The organism is Caproiciproducens faecalis (genome assembly GCF_019448085.1).
In the GTDB taxonomy this organism is placed as follows: domain Bacteria; phylum Bacillota; class Clostridia; order Oscillospirales; family Acutalibacteraceae; genus Caproiciproducens; species Caproiciproducens faecalis.
This window is the reverse complement of the sequence record NZ_JAGFNZ010000003.1, coordinates 14,188-35,387: the sequence shown is the minus strand read 5'-3', so window position 1 is coordinate 35,387 and position 21,200 is coordinate 14,188. Positions and strand designations below refer to the sequence as shown.

At 51.1% G+C, this 21,200-nt stretch carries 23 protein-coding genes; 7 read left to right on the top strand and 16 right to left on the bottom strand.

Annotation, left to right across the window (positions count from 1 at the left end; translation table 11 throughout):
- Window positions 1-12 precede the first annotated feature (12 nt).
- The 16 genes from J5W02_RS08890 to dnaA all read right to left on the bottom strand — a co-directional run bounded on the left by J5W02_RS08890 (window position 13) and on the right by dnaA (window position 14,700).
- A complete protein-coding gene (locus J5W02_RS08890; RefSeq protein WP_219965343.1) occupies window positions 13-717 on the bottom strand; it encodes an ABC transporter permease subunit in 705 nt (234 codons plus the stop codon).
- The gene (locus tag J5W02_RS08885; RefSeq protein ID WP_219965342.1) at window positions 714-1,697 is read right to left on the bottom strand and encodes an ABC transporter ATP-binding protein; all 984 of its coding nucleotides are present in this window, start codon (window positions 1,695-1,697) and stop codon (window positions 714-716) included. Before J5W02_RS08885 ends, J5W02_RS08890 begins: the two co-directional genes overlap by 4 nt.
- A 218-nt stretch (window positions 1,698-1,915) precedes the next feature.
- The gene (locus J5W02_RS08880; protein WP_219965341.1) at window positions 1,916-2,155 is read right to left on the bottom strand and encodes a hypothetical protein; all 240 of its coding nucleotides are present in this window, start codon (window positions 2,153-2,155) and stop codon (window positions 1,916-1,918) included.
- Window positions 2,156-2,165: 10 nt separating this feature from the next.
- On the bottom strand, window positions 2,166-2,711 hold the full coding sequence (locus J5W02_RS08875) for an NUDIX domain-containing protein (protein WP_219965340.1): 546 nt from the start codon (window positions 2,709-2,711) through the stop codon (window positions 2,166-2,168).
- 147 nt (window positions 2,712-2,858) lie between these two features.
- Window positions 2,859-3,503, bottom strand: coding sequence for a lysozyme inhibitor LprI family protein (locus J5W02_RS08870; protein ID WP_219965339.1), 645 nt, complete (start codon window positions 3,501-3,503; stop codon window positions 2,859-2,861).
- 15 nt (window positions 3,504-3,518) lie between these two features.
- Window positions 3,519-6,065: a DNA gyrase subunit A gene (gene gyrA, locus J5W02_RS08865; protein ID WP_219965338.1), complete on the bottom strand. Its 2,547-nt coding sequence runs from the start codon at window positions 6,063-6,065 to the stop codon at window positions 3,519-3,521.
- On the bottom strand, window positions 6,065-6,616 hold the full coding sequence (locus J5W02_RS08860) for a YcxB family protein (protein ID WP_219965337.1): 552 nt from the start codon (window positions 6,614-6,616) through the stop codon (window positions 6,065-6,067). Before J5W02_RS08860 ends, gyrA begins: the two co-directional genes overlap by 1 nt.
- A 12-nt stretch (window positions 6,617-6,628) precedes the next feature.
- Window positions 6,629-7,195 carry a YcxB family protein gene (locus J5W02_RS08855; protein WP_219965336.1) on the bottom strand — a complete coding sequence of 189 codons (567 nt, stop codon included), beginning with the start codon at window positions 7,193-7,195 and terminating at the stop codon, window positions 6,629-6,631.
- Between the two features lie 21 nt (window positions 7,196-7,216).
- Window positions 7,217-7,876, bottom strand: coding sequence for a hypothetical protein (locus J5W02_RS08850; RefSeq protein WP_219965335.1), 660 nt, complete (start codon window positions 7,874-7,876; stop codon window positions 7,217-7,219).
- 122 nt (window positions 7,877-7,998) lie between these two features.
- On the bottom strand, window positions 7,999-9,939 hold the full coding sequence (gene gyrB, locus J5W02_RS08845; RefSeq protein ID WP_219965334.1) for a DNA topoisomerase (ATP-hydrolyzing) subunit B: 1,941 nt from the start codon (window positions 9,937-9,939) through the stop codon (window positions 7,999-8,001).
- 54 nt (window positions 9,940-9,993) lie between these two features.
- Window positions 9,994-10,389 (bottom strand): hypothetical protein, encoded by a 396-nt coding sequence (locus J5W02_RS08840; protein WP_219965333.1) that lies wholly within the window; start codon window positions 10,387-10,389, stop codon window positions 9,994-9,996.
- Window positions 10,390-10,400: 11 nt separating this feature from the next.
- Complete coding sequence (gene remB / locus J5W02_RS08835; protein ID WP_219965332.1) at window positions 10,401-10,673, bottom strand: extracellular matrix regulator RemB; 273 nt, start codon at window positions 10,671-10,673, stop codon at window positions 10,401-10,403.
- A gap of 15 nt (window positions 10,674-10,688) precedes the next feature.
- Window positions 10,689-11,756 (bottom strand): DNA replication/repair protein RecF, encoded by a 1,068-nt coding sequence (gene recF, locus J5W02_RS08830; RefSeq protein WP_219965331.1) that lies wholly within the window; start codon window positions 11,754-11,756, stop codon window positions 10,689-10,691.
- Entirely contained in the window at window positions 11,753-11,965 is a 213-nt protein-coding gene (locus J5W02_RS08825) for an RNA-binding S4 domain-containing protein (protein ID WP_219965614.1), read from the bottom strand. The genes recF and J5W02_RS08825 overlap by 4 nt, the downstream gene beginning before the upstream one ends.
- A gap of 2 nt (window positions 11,966-11,967) precedes the next feature.
- Window positions 11,968-13,080 (bottom strand): DNA polymerase III subunit beta, encoded by a 1,113-nt coding sequence (dnaN, locus tag J5W02_RS08820; RefSeq protein ID WP_219965330.1) that lies wholly within the window; start codon window positions 13,078-13,080, stop codon window positions 11,968-11,970.
- 306 nt (window positions 13,081-13,386) lie between these two features.
- Window positions 13,387-14,700 (bottom strand): chromosomal replication initiator protein DnaA, encoded by a 1,314-nt coding sequence (gene dnaA / locus J5W02_RS08815; protein WP_219965329.1) that lies wholly within the window; start codon window positions 14,698-14,700, stop codon window positions 13,387-13,389.
- Between the two features lie 354 nt (window positions 14,701-15,054).
- On the opposite strand from dnaA, the gene rpmH reads away from it, so the two are divergent.
- The 7 genes from rpmH to mnmG all read left to right on the top strand — a co-directional run bounded on the left by rpmH (window position 15,055) and on the right by mnmG (window position 21,199).
- Entirely contained in the window at window positions 15,055-15,189 is a 135-nt protein-coding gene (gene rpmH / locus J5W02_RS08810) for a 50S ribosomal protein L34 (protein ID WP_038322395.1), read from the top strand.
- Window positions 15,190-15,271: 82 nt separating this feature from the next.
- Window positions 15,272-15,607, top strand: a complete 336-nt coding sequence (rnpA, locus tag J5W02_RS08805) for a ribonuclease P protein component (RefSeq protein WP_219965328.1) — start codon at window positions 15,272-15,274, stop codon at window positions 15,605-15,607.
- Entirely contained in the window at window positions 15,604-15,831 is a 228-nt protein-coding gene (yidD, locus tag J5W02_RS08800) for a membrane protein insertion efficiency factor YidD (protein ID WP_141826727.1), read from the top strand. The genes rnpA and yidD overlap by 4 nt, the downstream gene beginning before the upstream one ends.
- A 24-nt stretch (window positions 15,832-15,855) precedes the next feature.
- Window positions 15,856-16,920 carry a YidC/Oxa1 family membrane protein insertase gene (locus J5W02_RS08795; protein ID WP_219965327.1) on the top strand — a complete coding sequence of 355 codons (1,065 nt, stop codon included), beginning with the start codon at window positions 15,856-15,858 and terminating at the stop codon, window positions 16,918-16,920.
- Between the two features lie 22 nt (window positions 16,921-16,942).
- Window positions 16,943-17,788, top strand: coding sequence for an RNA-binding cell elongation regulator Jag/EloR (jag, locus tag J5W02_RS08790; protein WP_219965326.1), 846 nt, complete (start codon window positions 16,943-16,945; stop codon window positions 17,786-17,788).
- Between the two features lie 120 nt (window positions 17,789-17,908).
- Complete coding sequence (gene mnmE / locus J5W02_RS08785; protein WP_219965325.1) at window positions 17,909-19,300, top strand: tRNA uridine-5-carboxymethylaminomethyl(34) synthesis GTPase MnmE; 1,392 nt, start codon at window positions 17,909-17,911, stop codon at window positions 19,298-19,300.
- A gap of 24 nt (window positions 19,301-19,324) precedes the next feature.
- A complete protein-coding gene (mnmG, locus tag J5W02_RS08780; protein WP_219965324.1) occupies window positions 19,325-21,199 on the top strand; it encodes a tRNA uridine-5-carboxymethylaminomethyl(34) synthesis enzyme MnmG in 1,875 nt (624 codons plus the stop codon).
- The last annotated feature ends 1 nt before the right edge of the window (window position 21,200 follow it).

Below are 21,200 nucleotides of genomic sequence, written 5' to 3'. Positions count from 1 at the left end.
TTCATACCCCCCTTAGCTCCATCTTCTGCTTTCAAGCTTGCGGGCGGTCAGGAAAATAAAGACCGCGATGACACTCAGGAAAAAGACAAGGCTTGAAATATCGAATATACCCTTGGTAAACGGCTGATAACGCGTATTGAAGGAAAGCCATCCAATCAGCTTGACCGCGACCGGATTGCTGACCAGGCCGGTCAGCTGATCCACAACTAGCAGAAGGATGGATACGCCGAACGTGCCGATGGCGGCGACGATCTGGCTTTGGGTAAGCGAAGAAATAAACACGCCGATAGAGATCATCGCCGCGCCGAACAACAGGGAACCGAAGAAATTCCCGAAAATCAGCGCCCATTCCGGCGCGGAAAACAGCCCGATCACGGCCACGGGAATCAGGGTACCAACCATGGCGATGGCGAACACGGCGAACGCCGCCAGAAATTTACCTGCCACAATGGAGGTAACGCCCACCGGCGCGGTCAGAAGCGCCTGATCGGTGCGGTTGCGCATTTCCTCGCTGAAACTGCGCATGGTGATGATGGGAACAATCATCATGCTCCAGATGAACATGGTACTGTATACGTTGGAAATATAGGAGGAAGAGCGCAGCATCAGTACCTGAAAGAAGTAATAGCCGTACAGCGCCAAAATGGTGGCGACGCAGACATAGCCGATAGGGGAAGTGAAGTACGCCTTCAGCTCTCGTTTGGTAATTGCTCTCATTCTTCTTCCTCTCCTTCCGTAATGGTTTCAGAAACGGTATCCTGCAGATAAGCGGCGCTGGTCAGGCGCAGGAAAACGTCTTCCAGCGAAAGCCCGGCGTTGGTCATGGACAGAATGGGGAAGTTCTTTGACGCGGCCGCGCGGAAAAGCTCCCGGCGCACATCGCGGCCGTCGCGAGCCTCTACCTCATACTCAAAAACACCCGGTTCCTTTTCTCCGCAGCTCTGTACGGTTTCCACAAACTTAACGGCTTTCAGGGCATTTTTTACTTCCGTCTCGTTCCCCTCTACGCGGAGAATCAGTTTATGGTCGGCGCTCAGGTTCTGGGAAAGACTGTCCGGTGTGCCGTCCGCAACCAGATTTCCTTTGTTGACAATGATGATGCGCTCACAGACCGCCTGAATTTCCGGCAGGATGTGGGAGCTTAAAATAATCGTATGTTTTTTCCCCAGATTATGAATCAGATTGCGGATTTCGATAATCTGTTTGGGGTCAAGCCCGACGGTCGGCTCGTCAAGAATCAGAACAGGAGGGTTGCCCAAAAGCGCCTGCGCAAATCCGACACGCTGCTTGTAGCCCTTGCTCAGGTTATTAATCAGACGGGGATAAACATCGGTGATCTTCACCAGCGCGCAGATCTCTTTCAGGTGCTTCTCTCTTGGCAGGGTCACCTTTTTCAGGTCATACATAAAATTCAGGTATTCCTTCACCGTCATATCCGGGTAGAGTGGCGGAATTTCGGGCATATACCCGATCAGCTTTTTCACTTCATTGGGATTGTCAAGCGTATTGTACCCGCCGACCGTAACCGAACCGGAGCTGGCCGACAGATATCCGGTTATAATATTCATAGTGGTTGACTTTCCCGCGCCGTTCGGCCCTAAAAAACCGACGACCGTTCCTTCTTCGACCGAGAAGCTGATGTTGTTCAAAGCGACGTTCGGGCCGTAGCGCTTTGAGAGGTTTTTCACCTCAATCATGCAGATCCCTCCTGATGTTTCCATTATTTTGAATTGATCATAAAGCGGACAAAGCCCGCCGGTACGCCATATTATTGTAGCAATTCGCAGCTTTCAGAGTGTAAACTTTCTTTGAATGATTCCATGCTATTTTATAAACTTTATGTGATGGCTGTGTGAAAAAAGGTCGGGAAATAAAAGAAAAGAGCCGCTCGGGAACCGTGATTCCCGAGCGGCGTTCATCTGTCCTGATCGTTTTGGTCTTCCGGTTCCCCGTCACCGTGTTCTTTCCTGCCGTTTTTCAGCCGGCGGAGAGCGTCGGGCGCGTACACCACGATCATCCCGATTCCAAGCCCGATTGGCAGCCAGCTGCCCTGCGGATTTCCAATGGCAAAAAACAGGGAGGCAATCAAAAGGCCCAGATACATATAAAACCGTTTCTGCGGCTCGCTCAGCTCTGTAAATTTTCTTTTTTTCATGGCGCACCCCTTAGATTTTTCCATCCTTTAACAACCGGGCGATTTTCAAAACCAGCACCTGGGTTTTAGAGTCGGGGATTTCCCCGTCCATTACCATCCGCACCGCCTCGTCAATCGGGATTTTTTCCGTTTCAAGAAACTCGTCCTCGTCAAACTGGGTTTTGCCCAGCGTATCCAGACGGCAGGCGTACAGATAAATCACTTCGTTGGAATAACCGGGGGAAGGGTAAAGCTTTCCCATATCGAGATAGTGGGAACCGGTGGTGCCGGTTTCCTCCAGCTGCTCGCGCTTCATCGCCTCGAACGGGTCTTCGCCGAGCTCCAGCTTACCCGCGGGCGTTTCCAGAACGACTTCTTTATAGGGGTAACGGAACTGCCGGACTAAAAGAATTTCATCTTTTTCCGTCAAAACGGCCACGCTGACCCCGCCCGGGTGGTCAACACACTCCCGGGTAGAGGTTTTTCCGTTGATCAGCTCCACCTTGTCCACATGAAATTTGAGGATTCTTCCTTCGTAAACATCGTTTCTACTCAGGGTTTTCTCGTTTAATTCCATCGTTTTCTCCCTAATCACCGCTATTTTCAGTAAGCCGCTCCTGCCGGATTCTTCTGTCCGGCAGGGCGGAACAAGGAAATTTATCTGAATAATTGACTACATAAAGTAATAGTAAGTGAAAACACAACAGAACGTATAGAAAATAAGCTATTTGAACGCGTAAGTGTAGTTTTGATCGAAAGAGTACAGCTGGCGGTAAACCTGAGCGGCACGGCTGCGGTAATAATCCATCGTTGCGCTTGCCGCGTTGACCTGCGCCATTGTTCCGCCCGCGGCCTGCGCCTCGTCATTGATTTTTTTCAGCGCGGCGGTTTTGCCGTTGACCCACGCGGTCTGATCGGACTTGATCTTGGAAAGGGCGTCGCCCGTTGCCAGCTTCGTCACTTTTTCGTAAGCGGAATTAACTTCTTTTTTCCAGATTCCGGCGTACTTATTGGAGAGCTGAACCATCTCCACATTGGAGAAAGCCTTGTTGGACTCCGTAATATACTGCTTGTCGATCGGATTCTTTTTAAACAGCGCGTTGAATTCCGGGCTGTCTGTTTCTATATCGATGACCGGGCCGGGCTGGGATTCGGCCGGTTCGCTGGGCCCCACGGACGCCGTCCCGGAACTTTGCGGCTCGCTTTGCGCGCTGCTTGCCGGCTGGGACTCCACGCCCTGCGAGGATTCGCCAAAACTGCTCGCCGGAACGGAGCTTTCGCCGCCCTTGTTAAGCATCCCGCACCCGGCAAACGCCGTGACCGCCACGGCGAGAACCGCGGCAATGCAAAGCTTTTTCCAGTGATTCATTCACAGCACCCTTTCTTATTCCTCGGTGTTTTCTTCCTGCGTATCCGTTGAGAGATTCTCTTCCAGATCCTCCGGCTCGTCTTCGCAGCCGTCCTCCGCGTCGCCCTCATCCACGGGCAGCGCATCCACTTCATCTTCTTCGTGCGCGGTACGGGCAAGGGTGACTACCTCGCTGGTTTCGTTCAGCCGCATCACGCGCACGCCCTTGGAGGGTCTTGCGCATTCGCGGATGGAATTCGCCGGGATGCGAATAATGATTCCATCGGAAGAAATCAAGATCACGTCGTCTTCCAGATCGACTACTTTAATCGCGGCAACCTCTCCATATTTCTGAATATGATAATTGGTCAGACCCTTACCGCCTCTGGACTGAATCCGATAGTCGTTGATGTCGGAAAGACGCCCGTAGCCGGTTGCGGAAACCGTCAGTACCAGACCGCCCTCACGCAGGGAGCTCATTCCGATTACATAATCGCTTTCCTTCAGGGTAATTGCCTTGACCCCGCGGGCGGTTCTGCCCATGGGGCGGACATCCCTTTCATCAAACCGGATTGCCATGCCCAGACGGGTTGCCACCAGAAGCTGCGTGTCGCCGCTTGTCATGCGCACCCACGAAAGCTCGTCGCCCTCGTCCAGATCAATGGCAATCACGCCGCCCTTGCGCGCGGTATTGTAAGCCGAGAGGCTGGTGCGTTTGATAATGCCTTTGCGCGTTACCATACACAGATAGCTTTCTTCGTCAAATTCCGGCACACGAATCATAGAGGTAACCTTTTCATCCTGCGCAATCGGCAGCAGGTTGGCAATATTCATTCCCTTGCTTGTGCGGGAACCCTCCGGGATTTCGTAGCATTTCAGCCGGTACACACGGCCCAGATTGGTAAAGAACATGACATAGTCGTGGCTGTTGATAACGAACATATCGCTCGCGACATCCTCTTCACGCCTTGTCATTCCGCTTACGCCGCGGCCGCCCCTGCGCTGAATGTGGTAGGTGTCCGTCTTCTGGCGCTTGACATAGCCGAAGTTGGTCAGGGTCAGCACACATTCCTCCTGCGGAATCAAATCTTCAATATCGACTTCTCCGCTCACGGTCGCAATTTCCGTGCGGCGCTCGTCGCTGAATTTATTTTTCACCGCGATTGCCTCGTCCTTGATGATGCCGAGCAGCCGCGTCTCATTGCTGAGAATATCCTTGTAATCCGCTATCTTCAACTCCAGCGCGGCAATTTCGTCCAGCAGTTTCTGACGTTCCAGACCGGTGAGCGCACCAAGCGGCATCTGCACAATCGCCTGTGTCTGCGGCTCGTCCAGTCCGAAACGCTCGGTCAGACGTCCCCTTGCGGTGGCTCTGTCCTTGGAACTGCGGATAATGGAAATCACTTCGTCTATGTTGTCTACTGCGATCTTCAAGCCTTCCAGAAGGTGGGCGCGCTCTTCGGCCTTTTTCAGGTCGAACAGGGTGCGGCGCCGAACGACGCTTTCCTGAAACGAAATATATTCTTGCAGCATTTCCTTCAGCGTCAGCGTTTTGGGTTCGCCGTTGACAATGGCGATCATGATGACGCCGAATGTCGTCTGCATCTGGGTATAGGAATAAAGCTGATTCAAAACAATCTGCGGGGAAGCGTCGCGCTTCACGCTGATGAGCATATGCATGCCCTCGCGGTCGGAGTGGTCTTCCACGTTGGAAATTCCCTCGATGCGCTTGTCCTTGACCAGCTCGGCGATATTTTCGACCAGTCTTGCTTTATTGACCTGATACGGAAGCTCCGACACAACAATGTTGAAGCGACCGTTCTTTTCCTCTTCAATTTCCGCGCGGGCGCGCACCGTAATGCGGCCGCGGCCGGTGGCGTAAGCGGCGCGGATACCCGCCCGGCCCATGATGATGCCGCCGGTGGGGAAGTCCGGCCCCTTGATATGCTGCATCAAATCATCCAAAGAAGCGTCTGGATTATCAATCAGCGTACACATGCCGTCAATGACTTCTCCCATATTGTGCGGGGGAATATTCGTAGCCATACCGACCGCAATCCCGGTGGAGCCGTTGACCAGCAGGTTCGGAAAATGGCTGGGCAGAACAGTCGGCTCTTTCAGACGGTCGTCGTAGTTCGGCTGAAAATCGACGGTATCCTTGTCAATATCCTCCAGCATTTCCACGGCGATTTTGCTCATGCGGGATTCGGTGTAACGGTAGGCAGCCGGGGGATCGCCGTCCACGGAACCGAAGTTTCCGTGTCCGTCCACCAGCATATAGCGCATGGAAAAGTCCTGTGCCAGACGCACAAGCGCGTCGTAAACCGAAGCGTCGCCGTGCGGATGGTAACGGCCCAGCACGGAACCGACGGTGTCGGCGCATTTACGGTAAGCCTTGTCCGGAGAAAGGCCGTTTTCAAACATGGTATACAGAATTCTTCTGTGAACCGGTTTTAAGCCGTCGCGTACATCCGGCAGCGCGCGTGAAACAATGACCGACATGGAATAGGCAAGAAACGACTGTTTCATTTCCTTTTCCAGATCAACGTTTATAATTTTTTGATTCTCCTGAAATTCGTCCATTAGCGGGCACCTTCCTGCTGATATTTTTCCTGAAGCTTTGTCTCAAGAATTTTGTGAATCCTGGTACATTCGCTTTCGTTCATCGCTCTTTTGGGGATAAACTTCGTTTCATTGATTCCGGTGTATATGATAAAAACCCTCGCGTCCTCATACGCCTTATACAGCATCTCATAGGGGATCGCCGCCGTATACCGTTCGGTTTGAAAGGTTATGGTTTCCTCAGAAAATTCCGTGGTCTGCGCGATAAATTTTTCACTGTTTGCCGTAAAGTAATTCAGGGCGTGCCGCCGAACGGCGTAAAGAACAATCATATCGTAAAAACAGCCGATAATCACGCCGACCGCGGCCATGGCCGCATAAATAAAGTTCTGATAAAAATTTCCGTAGACAAAAGCCCTTAGCAGAAACGCGGTTAAAATCAGAACGGTTCCCGTAATTTTCAGAGTAATCTTTTCGCTCTTCCTCATGGCGGCTTTCGCCGCCGCGGCCTTATAGTCGGCATAATCGAATTTTGTGGTAAGACAGCTTACCGAAACTGGGCTTTCAGGCAAATAAATCCCTCCTTAACGCCCGCTTTTCACATAGCGCGAAGCAAACGCGCCGGCAAGGTGTTCGGAAATTTTCTTAATTTGTTCGTTAGACAGTCCCTGCTTTTTTATCAGCAGCAAGTCCCTTTCCCGCCCGCCGGTCACGACAAACGCGGCGGGGGTTTCTATGCATTTGCTGAAATCGGTCCAATATTCCAGAATTTTCTCACAGCTGGTTTCAATGACGACGCTGTCCCGGTAAATTTCTATTTTCTGCGGCAGCTCCAAAAGCCGGTTGGAACGGTACAGCTCCGCCGCCCATTTCCGAATATCGTTCGGCTGAATGAAAAAGAACAGAAATCCGAGCGCCAGCGCCAGCACAATGCCGCAGGCAGGCCCCCAGCAGGTAAAAAACCGGGCGCGGTAAAACGGAATAAAGGAAGCGATGACGATTGCCGCGGAAAGGCAGATTCCGGCGCGCACCCATTTTCTATGCATGGGGGAAACCGCGCTCTGCGCCGTGTAGTAAGCCTCGGCGTAATCTTCCGAGCCAACGGTCTGTTCCACCGTGTGAACCGGCCCGCCTTCGTAAAACGTCGGCATTTTTTCGTCTCCTCTCCGTTTCTAGCTTTTCGGGTGTGTCCCCGCCAAAATCATCGCCTGTATTTCCGGCAAAACAGCCGGCTCCACGCAGCGCAGCGGAAGAATCACCATATTTCTGTCGTCTATGTACAGTACCATCAGATTTTCCACCTGAACACATTCGCTGGTTCCGTCAAGCGCAATCTCCCACTTTTTGTCCGGCAGCCCCATTTCAATATGATCGGGGTAAACCTTCATGCGGATTTCCCGGCCGTCCGCGATTTTTGACGAATGCACCCTGATGACTGCCGTCGGAAAAACCGCGACCGTCAAAATCAGCAGCAGACATACCACGGCCAGAGAAAGATACCGGCTGTCACCCGTCGCGCGGAACTGTGTCAGAAAAACGGCGGTCATCACGGCGCTTAACACGACCGCAATCACGGAAAGCGTCATCCTTGCCGCGGTGTACTGACTTTTCCAGAGCACCTTAAAAATTTCGCCGGAGGTCAGCGTATATTTCAGCTTGATTCCCGTTTGCTGTTCTTCAAAAGCAAGCGCTGTTTCATCGGCAACCAGTTCCGCTTCGGAACCGTCCCATTCTACTCTGTCCTTTTCTCGCTGATCCTCGTCGGGGGTCTGTTCCCCCCGGGGTTCAGGAGGTTTGGAAGCGGTATCCTGTTCTTTCACAAAATGTTTCATGAGAAATTCTCCTTCTGCCTATGTACTACAAATTGTATTTTATACATCAATATTTACATATTGTAAATATTATAACCCAATTTTGCCTGCAAAAAAGCCAAACCAAGGGGAAAAAGTACGCGTCAAATATCGAGATTCTTCGCGTACTTCGCGTTGCTCTCTATAAAGGCACGGCGCGGTTCCACCTTATCGCCCATCAAAATGGTAAAGGCTTCGTCCGCGGCGGCGGCGTCTTCCACTTCCACGCGCAGCATGGTGCGGCTTTCGGGATTCATGGTTGTTTCCCAAAGCTGCTCGGCGTCCATTTCACCTAGACCTTTGTAGCGCTGAATTTCATAGTTGCTGGCAAGCTCCGCCATTTTTTGATCGCGTTCCTCGTCACTGAACGCATAGTAATGGTTTTTCCCTTTGCTCAAACGGAAAAGCGGAGGCTGCGCAAGGTAAACATGGCCTTCCTCCACAAGCGGCTTCATAAACCGGAAGAAGAAAGTCAAAAGCAGCGTGCGGATGTGGGAACCGTCGACATCAGCATCGGCCATAATGATGATTTTGCCGTAACGCAGTTTGTTCAGGTCAAACTCTTCCCCGATTCCGCAGCCCAGCGCGGTTACGACAGGCATCAGCTTTTCATTGCCGTACACCTTGTCAAGTCTGGCTTTTTCCACGTTGAGCATTTTGCCCCAAAGCGGCAGAATTGCCTGATATTTACGGTCGCGTCCGCCTTTGGCGGAACCGCCGGCGGAATCTCCCTCAACGATATAAATTTCTGTTTCGTCCGGATTCCGGCTCTGACAGTCGGCAAGTTTGCCCGGCAGCGCGGCGTTTTCCAGCGCGGATTTCCGCCGAACCAGATCGCGGGCTTTCCTCGCGGCGTCACGCGCACGGGAAGCGGCGAGCGCTTTGTCAAAAATTGCTCTGGCGGTTGCGGGGTTCTCCTCCAGATACGCGGTCATCTTGTCGGTAATCAGGTTGCTGACCAGCGTACCGATTTCGGTATTTCCCAGACGGGCCTTTGTCTGGCCCTCAAACTGGGCGTCCTTCATCTTTACGCTGATAATGACGGTCAGACCTTCACGGACGTCGTCGCCGGAAAGGTTTTTATCATTTTCTTTCAGAATATTGTATTTTCTGGCATAATCGTTCATCACACGGGTCAGGGCGCGCTTAAAGCCGTCCTCGTGCGTACCGCCGTCCGTTGTGTGAATATTGTTGGCAAAGGAAAGCATCAGTTCGTTATAGGAATCATTATACTGCATAGCGACTTCCGCTGTTGCCGAATTATCGGGGGCGACGGAAGTAAAATGAATAATGTCGGGATGAATGATCTCGACCGCTTTTTTCTTATTGATAAATTCCACAAAGCTGCTGATGCCGCCGTGGTAGCAGTAGTTATCCTGAATCGGATTGCTTTCCTCGCGCAGGTCGGACAGCTCAATGTGAATACCGGCGTTCAAAAATGCCTGCTCACGCAGTCTCGTCTGCAGGGTTTCATAGTCATAAACGGTGGTTTCACGGAAAATTTCCGCGTCCGGCTTAAAGGTGACCAGCGTGCCGGTTTTATCCGTTTCCCCGCGCACTTCCAGCTGGGTCACGATTTTTCCGCGTTCAAAACGCTGAAAATAGACCTTGCCCTCGTTATAGACTTCGACTTCCAGCCACTCGGACAGCGCGTTCACAACGGAGGCGCCCACGCCGTGCAGACCGCCGGCAACTTTATACCCGCCGCCGCCGAATTTGCCGCCCGCGTGCAGCTCGGTAAAAACGACCGTAACCGCCGGGATACCCATCTGATGCTGGATTCCGACCGGAATTCCGCGCCCGTTGTCCAAGACGCTGATAACGTCCCCGGGCAGAATTTTCACTTCTATTTTATCGCAGAAGCCCGCGAGAGCCTCGTCGATTGCGTTGTCCACGATTTCATAAACAAGGTGATGCAGACCGCGCGGTCCGGTAGAGCCGATATACATGCCGGGGCGCTTTCTGACCGCGGCAAGACCTTCCAGTACTTGTATTTGATTTTCGTCATATTTTTGTTTGGATTGCGTAATTTCGCTAAACTCCAAGTCTAACCCTCCAATTATAATCCATATTGTATATTTCTTTTAAGCCGAAACGGTTCAGAGTCTCCTGCTGTTTCTATCATAAATTTTCTGCGTTTGCTGCTGGGGGGACGGCTGCGGCCGGCCGGCGGCGGGGGGCTTTCTTCGGGCTGTAGGTTTTCTCAGCCTGACCAGAAAAAAACAGAGCAGATAAAACAGGAAATACGGCAGCATAATCATAAAAATGGAAACAAGGCTGAGCACTCCTACGCTTATCATCCAAACAAGATAAATCAGCCCGCTGAGCACGATTGCGGCAATGGCAAAAATGTAGACGGCGGAATCAAGCTCAATATTGGAGTAGCCGCCGCATTTAGGACATTTGTATTCGCCCTGGGTTTTCAGGGTCCAGCTTTGCAGCAGGCTCAGTTTATTTCCGCAGTGCGGACATCGTGCCTTTCGGAATTTTTTCATTTTTTCACCCATTAAACATTAGATATTTCGTCGATAAACCCTGTTCTTTTCAGAAGGGTGGAAGAAGAAATCTGTGTGATATAAACGGTCATCCGGTTGCTTTTATCACAGCAAAGTACAAAGGATTTCGGCATTTCCATAGAAACATTGACGACCCGGCCCTTTTTTTGAGCCGCGGAAAGATAATCTCTGGTCGACCGGGAAATGGTAGAAGTTTCCATATCGAATATGCCCACAATATCACTGACTTTAATCACCGTGTCCTGCCCTAGATGAAGATACATAAAATAAAACCTTTCCTATTTTTTTATCAGGGTGCCGCTGTCCATTTCAAACAGGGCGCCTTCCCGGAGCTGCTTTATGGCACCGGGTTCACAGCAGGTTATAAAAACCTGACAGCTGTTCAGGTGATTAAGCAGATAATCCTGTCTGCCGGAATCCAGCTCGCTCATGACGTCGTCGAGAAGGATCACCGGTCTTTCCCCGGTCTGGCGGTAAAGCATTTCGGCCTCCGCAAGCTTCAAAGCAAGGACGGCGGAACGCTTCTGTCCCTGTGAACCGAACGACCGGGCACAGCGCTGGTCAATGGAAATATCCATGTCGTCGCGGTGGGGCCCCACGCTGGTGTGCCCCAGTGCCACATCCTCCCTGCGGGACGCTTTGAGCGCCGTTTTGAGGTTCTCAGCACTTTTCTGATAGGTTAAATCGATGGTTTCGGTATGCTGGGAAATCCCGGCGTAAATTTCTTTGACCGGTTCCCGGATTTTATGAATATAGTCCATTCTGCCGAGGACGACCGCTTCGCCGTAGGAAGCAAGCTTTTCATCCCAGATTTCCAGCGTATCCATCAGCTCGGCATGACGGGGAATATCTTTCAAAAGGGTGTTTCGCTGATTCAGCGTTCGATTATATCGAGCCAAAAGCGCGGCATAACCGGGTTTGATCTGACAGAGCGCGGCGTCTATAAAATCGCGCCGCTGAGAGGGGCCCTCGCGCACCAGCGCGATATGCTCCGGGGAAAAAATCACGGAAAAGAACTTTCCGACCAGACCGGACGCGTTTTTCTGCGGAATCCCGTTTAAAGCAGCGCTTCTGCGCCCGTTTTCAATCGTAATTTCCGCCGTCTGAACGCGCTCGCCGCTGAAAAATTCCAGACTGAGCTTTGCGCCGGCTTCCCCCTGCAGAATCAGGTCGGCGTCCTTCGCTCCCCGAAAGGAACGGCCGCCGGTAAAAAGCCAGACCGCTTCCAGTAAATTGGTTTTTCCCTGCGCATTTTTTCCATAGATTATATTGATCCCATTCTGCGGAATTATCACGCAGCGCCGGATATTTCGGTAGTTTTCAGCTTCCAGGTGCTGGATAATCACCCGTTACACACCTCATATGTCACATCGTTATACTCGGCTTTGTCGCCGTTTCTCATTTTCTTTCCGCGCATGGTGCAGATTTCGCCGTTGACCTTCACTTCACCGGCCTGCACAACAAATTTTGCCCGGCCGCCGGTGTCCACCGCGCCGCCAAGCTTTAAAAGAGCGTCCAGACGGATAAATTCGGTATCGATGACAATTTTTTCAATCTTCATATCTGAGCCTCACTTTTCAGACGAACCGGCAGCACCAGGAAGAGGAACGCATCCCCCTCCCGCGGAAGGATTTTCATCGGGCTTAAAGCCCCGTTGAGCTGTATTTTTACCTCGTCGCCCTCGGTGTTGCGAAGAGCGTCAAGCAGATAGCGGTTGTTAAAACCCATTTCCACGCCCGCGCCGTCAATTTTTGCGGAAAGCTGATCGTTGGCGTGACCGATGGAAGTGGAGCAGGAAACCTTGATTTCCCCGTCCTCAAACACACAGCGAACCGGGCTTTTCAGTCTGTCCGTAATCAAAAGGGAGACACGCTCCACGCTGTCGATGAACGAACGGGTGGAAACAATGATCTCTGTTGAGCTGGTATTTGGAATTGCGGCTTTATAGTCGAGAAATTCCCCCTCTAAAAGGCGGGAAATGACGCAGTAATTTCCAATCTGGAACAAAATGTGGCGTCTGCCGATTTGAATTTCCAGCTCGGTGTCGTCGTCGCTCAGAAGCTTGAGGACTTCGCCGAGTGTTTTGCCCGGTACAACAAAGCTGGTTTCTTCGCCGCAGGCAGCGGTTTCTTCCCGCAGAGCAAGACGGTAGCCGTCCACGGAAATCAGACGGATCTTATTTTTGCTCAGTTCAAACAGGGTACCGGTGTGGATGGGTTTTGCGTCGCTTTCCGCGACGGCAAAAATCGTCTGCCGGATCATGCTCTTTAAGATATTGTTCGCAATCCGGATGGAGGTTTCTCCGGTGATGGCCGGCAGCTCGGGGTATTCCTCCGCGGGGATTCCCACAATGGAGAAATCGGCGGGCCCGCTTTTGATGGAGGTGATCTTTTTTTCGTCAGTGGCAAGGTAGACGGTTTCCGCCGGCAGACGGCGGACAATGTCGCCAAACAGGCGGGCGCTCAGAACGATGCTGCCCGGCTCTTCCACCTGAGCTTCTATTTTTGTGGTCATGCCCAGTTCCAGGTCATAGCCGCATAAGGTAATTTCATTCTCGCCTGTTTTGAGCAGGATGCCTTCCAGGGCGGGAACAGATGATTTTGTGGACACGGCACGCTGAACATTCAACACAGCTTCGTTCAGCTGCTGCCGTTTGCAGGTTATTTTCATAAACTCACCCTCTGCTTCCTTTTTATAATAGATAGTATAGATTTAATTTAGTAAGAGTAGTAGGCGGCACTGAAAAGTTGAAAGATTCCGGAAACCCTGTTGCGGCGTGAATTTTTGGTTCATTGCCGTCTGTGATTTTTATGTTAAGATTTTGTTAACTGTTCGTATAAAAGAGAAGTATTTAACCGGGTGTTGAAAACTCTGTGGGGAATGTTGAAAACAAGTTAAATACTTCGAATGGTCTAAAAACCTGTTAAAAACGCAGATTAACAGAATTTGTTGAAAAGTCAACAGGTTTTCCACTTTTTAGCGGTCACGGATATTCTTAATAATATCTTCGACGGTCGCCTTGATTTTCTGGTCGCGCTTAATCCCTTTTTCTACCTGCTGTATCGCATAGACAACGGTAGAATGGTCGCGTCCGCCGAATTCCTCGCCGATGGAGGTCATTGGCAGCTGCGTAATTTCCCTTACTATATAAATAGCCATCTGACGCGCGCTTGAAATGTTTGCGGAACGCTTGGAGGAACGGATGTCCTCGCCGGTCGTACCGAAAGTGCGCGCGACTTCGTCAATAATTTTCTCTACGGTGAAGGGGGTGGGCTGGTCGTTGTTGATAATATCGCTGATTGCCGCCTGCGCCGTCGTAATGCTGGGGTCTTCCCCGGCAAGCAGGTAGTAGGCTTTCATTTTTTTCACCGCGCCCTCCAGCTGACGGATGTTATTCTTCAGCCGGTTGGCTATGTATTCGGCGACATTGTCCGGAAGATCAATTTCCAGAAGCTCCGCTTTCCTTTTAATAATGGCAATTCGCGTTTCAAAGTCCGGCGGCTGGATATCCGCGGTCAGGCCCCACTCAAAACGGGTGAGCAGACGCTCCTCCAGAGTGGCAATATCCTTCGGCGGCCGGTCGGAAGTCAGTACGATCTGTTTTTTTGCTTCATATAAGGTGTTAAAGGTATGGAAAAATTCCTCCTGGGTGGAATCTTTTCCGGCAATAAACTGAATATCGTCTACGAGGAACACGTCCGCCTTCCGGTAACGGTTGTGAAACTCCGCGGTGGTGCCGCGGCGGATCGCCTCAATCAGCTCGTTGGTAAACTCGTCGCCTTTAATATAAATAATGTTCATTTCCGGATTGGTCCGGCTGATTTCATTGCAGATCGCATAAAGAAGGTGCGTTTTGCCCAGCCCTGAATTTCCGTAAATAAAAAGCGGATTATATAGGGTGGCGGGCTTGTTCGCTACCGCCATGGAGGCGGCGTGCGCAAATTTATTGGAGGAACCCACAATGTAGGTGTCGAATGTAAATTCGTAATCGTCGTTGATGGCGGGCGTTTCGTCGCTCTGCTTTTCCGCCCCCGCCTCTTCCGGCGTACAGACGCGTATCTGAATTTTCTGACCGAAAATCTGTGTGAATGCTTCATCAAGCATATCCATATAATAATGTTTGATGGTCTGCCGGTGGAGTTCGTTTGGGACTTTGATGACCGCAACTCCCTGCGCAAAGTCAAGATTGACCGGTTCTATGCGTTTGATCCATGTGGAATAAGCAATGTCGGTAATCTTGCTTTTGCAATAATCGCAGACCAGATTCCAGACCTCGGTAAAGGATTCCATTCTTTAAACCTCATTTTAACAATTATTTATACTCATAGGCATAACATAAATTATATTACCACAAAACAGAATTTATTTCAAATTTCAATTATTGTCTAAAATACACTATATTGTATTGCACGCGCGCATTACACATAGAATATAAATTTTTTTTAAATGTGTCGGTTCCACTTTTCTTTTACAGGGAATTGTGGTATATTGATTTATATAGCTCAACCCCAAAAAAAATCAGCCTGTACAGTGATAAATTCCAATATTTTTCGGTACGGGGGACAAAATTTAGGTTGACAGGCTGCGCATATTTAATATATAATGCTATATTGCAAGGTTTGTACCCCGAAAGGAGGTTTTTTCATGCTGAGAACTTATCAACCAAAGAAGCTCCACAGAAAAAAGGAGCATGGTTTCAGAAAAAGAATGTCCACAAGCAACGGCCGTAAGGTTTTGGCCCGCCGCAGAGCAAAGGGCAGAGCACGTTTGAGCTACTAAGCAAAAGGGCCACGGTGAGTGGCCTTTCTTTTTAGCTTTGCTGCTTCACGGAACAAATCAGAATTGTGGTGCGATTTTAAGTATGGATTTATTGATTCCCATAAAAGAAAACAAGGATTTTCGCAGGATTTACGCACGGGGAAAGTCGTATGTCAGCCCTGTTGTGATTTCCTATGTTCTGAAAAATCGCAGTAAAAATGTACGGGTAGGAATTACCACCAGCAAAAAAATCGGCAACGCCGTGAAAAGAAACCGTTCCCGTCGGGTAATCCGTGAAGCTTTCAGAACCCTGGTGCCGGAAATTGCTCCGGGATATGATATTATTTTTGTGGCCAGGGGCAAAACACCTTTTGTAAAAAGCACGGACATTTCCCGTGCGATGGTGGTGCAGCTGAAAAACGCGGGGGTTTTAAAATGAAGCGCCCGCTTATTTTGCTTATCAGGTTTTATCAGAAAGCAATTTCACCCTACAAAAAGCCGTGCTGCAAATATTATCCCACCTGCTCGAATTACGCAATAGAGGCGATTGAGCGTTTTGGTGCGTTTAAAGGATTTTGGCTTGCATTCTTTCGGATACTGCGCTGTAACCCGTTCAGCCGCGGGGGGTATGACCCCGTTCCGGAAAAGCGGGACAAGCGATAACCAATATAGAGGAGTATTGCCCATATGACGGAGATTTTTAATTTTTTCGGAAACATTCTCGGCTATCTGCTTTGGTTTTTCTATACGCTGATTCAGAATTACGGCGTCGCGATTATTTTGTTCACCCTTGTATTGAAAATCGTCATGTTCCCGTTTTCCATCAATCAGCAGAAATCGATGGCCGCGAACAGCAAAATGGCTGCTAAGCAGAAAGAACTGCAGAAAAAATACGGAAACGACAAGGTAAAGCTTCAGGAAGAAACCCAGAAGATGTACGACAAAGAAGGGGTGAATCCGGCAAGCGGCTGCCTGACGACATTTATTCCTTTTCCCATCATGATTGGCCTGTTTTATACGGTGCAAAACCCGCTTGCAAACGCCCTTCATCTTTCTGTTGACGGAATTACAAAGGCTGTTGAGATGCTCAAGCAGATCCCCGGTCTTGGCGCAACTTTTTCCGCGCAGTACGCACAGATAGAAATTGTCAAGCATTTTGAACAGCTCAGACCTCAGCTGACGATGTTCAGCGCGGGTGAGCTTGCAAAAATAGAGTCCTTCAGCCATGGGTTCCAGTTTATGGGTCTGAACCTTTTGGACACGCCGAGCGACGGCGCGAATATCTTCGGCACGCTTTTCCGTTCCAACCTTTGGATCATTCCGGCACTGTGCCTGGTTTCCTCATTGGTAACCCAGTACTTTATGATGAAGATGCAGCCGGGGATGCAGCAGCAGCAGGGATGCATGAAAGGAATGCTCTATCTGATGCCGCTGTTCAGTGCATGGCTTGCCTGCACAATGCCCGCGGCAGTCGGCTTTTATTGGATTATATCAACCGTATTCGGTTTTCTGCAAACCATTATTCTGAATATCTGGTTCAGCCCTGCGGATTTGAACGCGAAGGCGGAAGCGCAGAGAGTTGCCCTTCTGGAAGAGAATGAGTCTAAAATGAAGCCTGTTGCCGGCGGCTCCTACGCAAGGCAGGAAAAAAGCACCCAGCAGCAGAAAGCAGCCCCAAAAGCAGGCAGCGCAAAACCAAAAACGAAAAGCGGAAAAACGAATTCGGATGATTATTTAGGAATGAAAAAATAAGACGAACCGGGGAGGGAATACCGTGATAAGAGAAGCGATTGCAACCGGTGAAACCGTTGAGCTGGCAAAAGAAGCCGCGTGCAGGGAGCTCGGCGTTGAATCCTATGATGCGGAATTCGAAATTTTGGAAATGCCGACCAAAAAGACCTTCGGCCTTTTCGGCGGAAGCCCTGCAAAGGTAAGGGTCTTTATCAAAAGCAGCCCGGCAGAAGCCGCGGCAAAGTACTTGAAAGAGATCCTTAACCATATGGGTCTTCCAGCGGTGGAAATTCAGATTACAGAAGAAGAGAATGGCGCTCAGCTTTCTCTTTCCGGCGATGATATTGGCTTTATCATCGGACATCGCGGGGAAACACTGGACGCGCTTCAGTACTTGACCGGTCTGGTTGCCAATCATATTGACAATTCCTATTACAGAATTACCATTGATATTGGAAATTACCGCGAAAAACGCAAGGAAACACTCGAAATTCTCGGAAAGAAAATTGCGGCAAAGGCGATTAAAACCGGGCGCAATTCTTCCCTGGAACCCATGAACCCCTATGAGCGCAGAATCATCCATACCGCCGTTCAAACGATTGAGGGCGCAAAATCCTGGTCCGAGGGTGAAGACCTTGCCCGCCATGTTGTAATCGGGCCGGAAGCCGGAGAACGCCCGGCTCCCCGCAGAAATAACTACGGCAAGGGCCGCCGTCCGTACAATGACAAACCGCGCACGGGGTTTAACAACAGGCCGCCGAAATCCGCACCGAGCGTCGGTTCCGGGCCGAGCGCCAGTCCCGCTCCTGTTCGGCAGCCAGTGCAAAAAGAAGCGCCGAAAAATGAAGGCAAAGCTTTGCTTTATGGCCGCATTGACGTCAAGAAATAATCTTATAACGGAAGTACTAAGGGCGGTTCATTTGAATCGCCCTTGTTTTTTATCATACGCGGTACAATAAGATGAAAGTGCCGCGCAGTACAAAAGGGATCGACTCTTACGAGGTAAAGAATGAAAAATAACAACGGGTATACTCCGTCCACAAAAACAATCGCGGCAATCTCTACGCCGCAGGCGCCCGGGGGAATCGGAATTGTCAGAATTTCCGGCCCGCAGGCTAAAGAAATCGCCGGAAAAGTGTTTCTATCCAGACATGGAAAAACACTGGAGGAAATCAATGGCTACACCGCCCTTTACGGCAGAGTCCACGACGGGGAAACGGATATAGACGAAGCGATTGCTCTGAATTTTACCGCTCCCGCCAGCTTTACCGGCGAAGATGTGGTGGAGCTTTCCTGCCACGGGGGACTGTATATTATGCGCCGCGTACTCAAAGCGGTGTTTGCCGCGGGCGCGGTTCCGGCCGGGCCGGGTGAATTTACCCGCCGTGCGTTTTTAAACGGGAAGATCGGACTGACCGAAGCGGAATCCATCATGCAGATTATTTCCGCGCAGGGGGAGCAGGCCGCGAAAGCCGCGCTTGCCGGGCATGACGGCGCGCTGGAAAAGAAAATCATCAGAATTCGCGGGATGCTGATCGAAGCCGCCGCGCATCTTTCCGCGTGGGCGGATTATCCGGAGGACGATATTCCGGAGGTCAATCCGGAAATACTGGAAACGACCTTGCTGACCGTCAAGTCGGAAATTGAAACCCTTCTGCGCCAGTTCGACGCAGGCAGGGCAATCCGCGAAGGGGTTGCGACGGTGATTGCCGGACGTCCCAATGTTGGAAAGTCCACCTTAATGAACCTGCTTGCCGGGTGCGAGCGCAGTATTGTTACCGAATACGCCGGAACAACTCGAGACATTGTGGAGGATACCGTGATTCTCGGCGACGTCCCGCTGTGTCTGTCGGATACCGCGGGCATCCATATTACCAATGACCCCGTGGAAAAAATCGGCGTTGACCGTGCGCGCGGCAAGCTGCGCGAAGCCCAGTTGGTACTGGCTGTGTTTGATTCTTCGCAGGAGCTGAATGAAGAGGACCGCGAGCTGATTTCGGCGATTCGGGATTCTTCGGCAATTGCGGTGGTGAATAAGAGCGATTTACCCCCTGCAATTGACATAAAGTATATTAAAAAACATTTTCAACAAATTGTATATATTTCTGCGCTGTCCGGCGATGGGCTTCAGGAGATGAGGGACGCGGTTGCGGAAGTCCTGCGTACATCGGAGCTGAATCCCGCGGACGGAATCCTGTTTACCGAGCGCCAGCGAGATGACGCGCGGCGGGCGGGGGACTGTGTGCGCGAGGCCCTGACAGCGGTGGAAAGCGGCGTGACGCTGGACGCCGTTACGGTATCGATTGAAGGCGCGGTTTCCGCGCTTTTGGAGCTGACCGGAGAACGCGCGTCGGAAGCGGTTGTGGATTCCGTTTTTTCGCATTTCTGTGTGGGAAAGTAAAAATAGGATATTGGAGGAATACTCTTGAGATATGATGCCGGAAATTATGATGTTGTAGTGATCGGCGCCGGACACGCCGGAATTGAGGCCGCGCTCGCATCCGCGCGCCTTGGCTGCAGCACCTGCATTTTTACAATCAATATGGATGCGGTGGGCAACTGCCCCTGCAACCCATCCATCGGCGGAACGGCAAAAGGACATCTGGTGCGCGAAATAGACGCGCTGGGCGGAGAAATGGGGAAAACCGCTGACGAAGCGATGCTGCAGAGCAGAATGCTGAATCTTGGCAAGGGCCCTGCCGTTCATTCGCTGCGCGCACAGATTGACCGCCGGGAATACAGCAAGATCATGAAACACAAACTGGAGAAACAGCCGAATCTTCAGCTGAAACAGGCGGAGATTGTGGATCTGGAGCAGGGAGAGGACGGGCTTTGGCTGGTCACGACCCGAATGGAAGCGACCTACCGTGCGAAAGCGGTCATTATAGCAACCGGTACTTATCTTGGCGGAAAAATCTATGTCGGCGACGTTTCTTACGAGGGCGGGCCGGACGGAATGTTTCCCTCCGCGTTTCTCGGCGCGGCGCTGAAAAAAATCGGCCTGCGTCTTCGCCGCTTTAAAACCGGCACCCCCGCGCGCGTGCTGAAATCCAGTATTGATTTTTCCGACCTTGAGGTACAGGACGGAGACGAGCCCGTTGTTCCTTTTTCCTACGATTCCCTGATGCCGCTGAAAAACCGCGCGGTCTGCCACATTTCCTGGACAAACGACGATACCAAACAGGTAATTCTGAAAAATATTGGCCGTTCCCCCTTATACAGCGGAAAGATTGAGGGGGTCGGGCCCCGCTACTGCCCCAGCTTTGAAGATAAGGTGATGCGTTTTCCCGATAAAAAGCGTCATCAGCTTTTTATAGAGCCCTGCGGGATGGATACGGAAGAAATGTATGTGCAGGGGATGAGTTCCTCTTTGCCGGAGGAAGTGCAGATTGCTTTTTACCGTACCATCAAGGGCTTTGAGCATGTGGAAATCATGCGCTGCGCCTACGCAATTGAATACGACTGTGTTGACCCGCTTCAAATGGAAGCAACGCTGGAATTCCCCGAATTTCCCGGACTTTACGGAGCGGGGCAGTTTAACGGCAGCTCCGGTTACGAGGAGGCGGCGGCACAGGGATTGGTGGCCGGAATCAATGCCGCACTGAAAGTACAGAACAGGGAACCGATGATTCTTGACCGCGCCGGTTCCTATATTGGAACTTTGGTGGACGATTTGATTACCAAAGGATGCACCGACCCTTACCGGATGATGACCTCCCGCAGCGAGTACCGTTTGGTACTCCGTCAGGACAACGCCGATGAACGGCTGACGCCGACCGGCAGGGAGATTGGGCTGATTTCCGACGATCGCTGGGAACGGTTCCAGCAAAAACAAAAACAGAAGGAACAGGAGCTACTGCGGGCGGAAAAGACCGTTTTGCCCCCGTCTGAAGCCCTGAATCAACTGCTTGTTTCACATGAAACATCGCCGGTAACCACCGGGGTGCGCCTGGCGGAGCTAATTCGCCGTCCGCAGCTGAACTATGATATTCTGAAAGAAATGGATACGGATAGACCGGAGCTGCCCGCCGCGGTTTTTGAAAACGTGGAAATTGAAATCAAATATGAGGGTTATATTAAACGGCAGAAAGCGGACATTGCGGAAATGCGCCGTTTGGAAGGGCGCCGTCTGCCCACAAAGATCAATTATAAAGAAATTATCGGTTTGAGAACCGAAGCACAGGAAAAGCTGCAAAAGGTGAATCCGGAAAACGTGGGACAGGCTTCCCGCATTTCTGGAGTCAGCCCGGCGGATATTTCGGTGCTGCTGATCTGGCTTGCACGCAAAAAGGGGGAATAAC

Coding starts and splice junctions, on each gene's coding strand:
- J5W02_RS08890 (WP_219965343.1), bottom strand. CDS start 717: ATGAGAGCAATTACCAAACGAGAGCTGAAGGCGTACTTCACTTCCCCT.
- J5W02_RS08885 (WP_219965342.1), bottom strand. CDS start 1,697: ATGATTGAGGTGAAAAACCTCTCAAAGCGCTACGGCCCGAACGTCGCT.
- J5W02_RS08880 (WP_219965341.1), bottom strand. CDS start 2,155: ATGAAAAAAAGAAAATTTACAGAGCTGAGCGAGCCGCAGAAACGGTTT.
- J5W02_RS08875 (WP_219965340.1), bottom strand. CDS start 2,711: ATGGAATTAAACGAGAAAACCCTGAGTAGAAACGATGTTTACGAAGGA.
- J5W02_RS08870 (WP_219965339.1), bottom strand. CDS start 3,503: ATGAATCACTGGAAAAAGCTTTGCATTGCCGCGGTTCTCGCCGTGGCG.
- gyrA (WP_219965338.1), bottom strand. CDS start 6,065: ATGGACGAATTTCAGGAGAATCAAAAAATTATAAACGTTGATCTGGAA.
- J5W02_RS08855 (WP_219965336.1), bottom strand. CDS start 7,195: ATGCCGACGTTTTACGAAGGCGGGCCGGTTCACACGGTGGAACAGACC.
- J5W02_RS08850 (WP_219965335.1), bottom strand. CDS start 7,876: ATGAAACATTTTGTGAAAGAACAGGATACCGCTTCCAAACCTCCTGAA.
- J5W02_RS08840 (WP_219965333.1), bottom strand. CDS start 10,389: ATGAAAAAATTCCGAAAGGCACGATGTCCGCACTGCGGAAATAAACTG.
- remB (WP_219965332.1), bottom strand. CDS start 10,673: ATGTATCTTCATCTAGGGCAGGACACGGTGATTAAAGTCAGTGATATT.
- dnaN (WP_219965330.1), bottom strand. CDS start 13,080: ATGAAAATAACCTGCAAACGGCAGCAGCTGAACGAAGCTGTGTTGAAT.
- dnaA (WP_219965329.1), bottom strand. CDS start 14,700: ATGGAATCCTTTACCGAGGTCTGGAATCTGGTCTGCGATTATTGCAAA.
- rpmH (WP_038322395.1), top strand. CDS start 15,055: ATGCTGAGAACTTATCAACCAAAGAAGCTCCACAGAAAAAAGGAGCAT.
- rnpA (WP_219965328.1), top strand. CDS start 15,272: ATGGATTTATTGATTCCCATAAAAGAAAACAAGGATTTTCGCAGGATT.
- yidD (WP_141826727.1), top strand. CDS start 15,604: ATGAAGCGCCCGCTTATTTTGCTTATCAGGTTTTATCAGAAAGCAATT.
- J5W02_RS08795 (WP_219965327.1), top strand. CDS start 15,856: ATGACGGAGATTTTTAATTTTTTCGGAAACATTCTCGGCTATCTGCTT.
- mnmE (WP_219965325.1), top strand. CDS start 17,909: ATGAAAAATAACAACGGGTATACTCCGTCCACAAAAACAATCGCGGCA.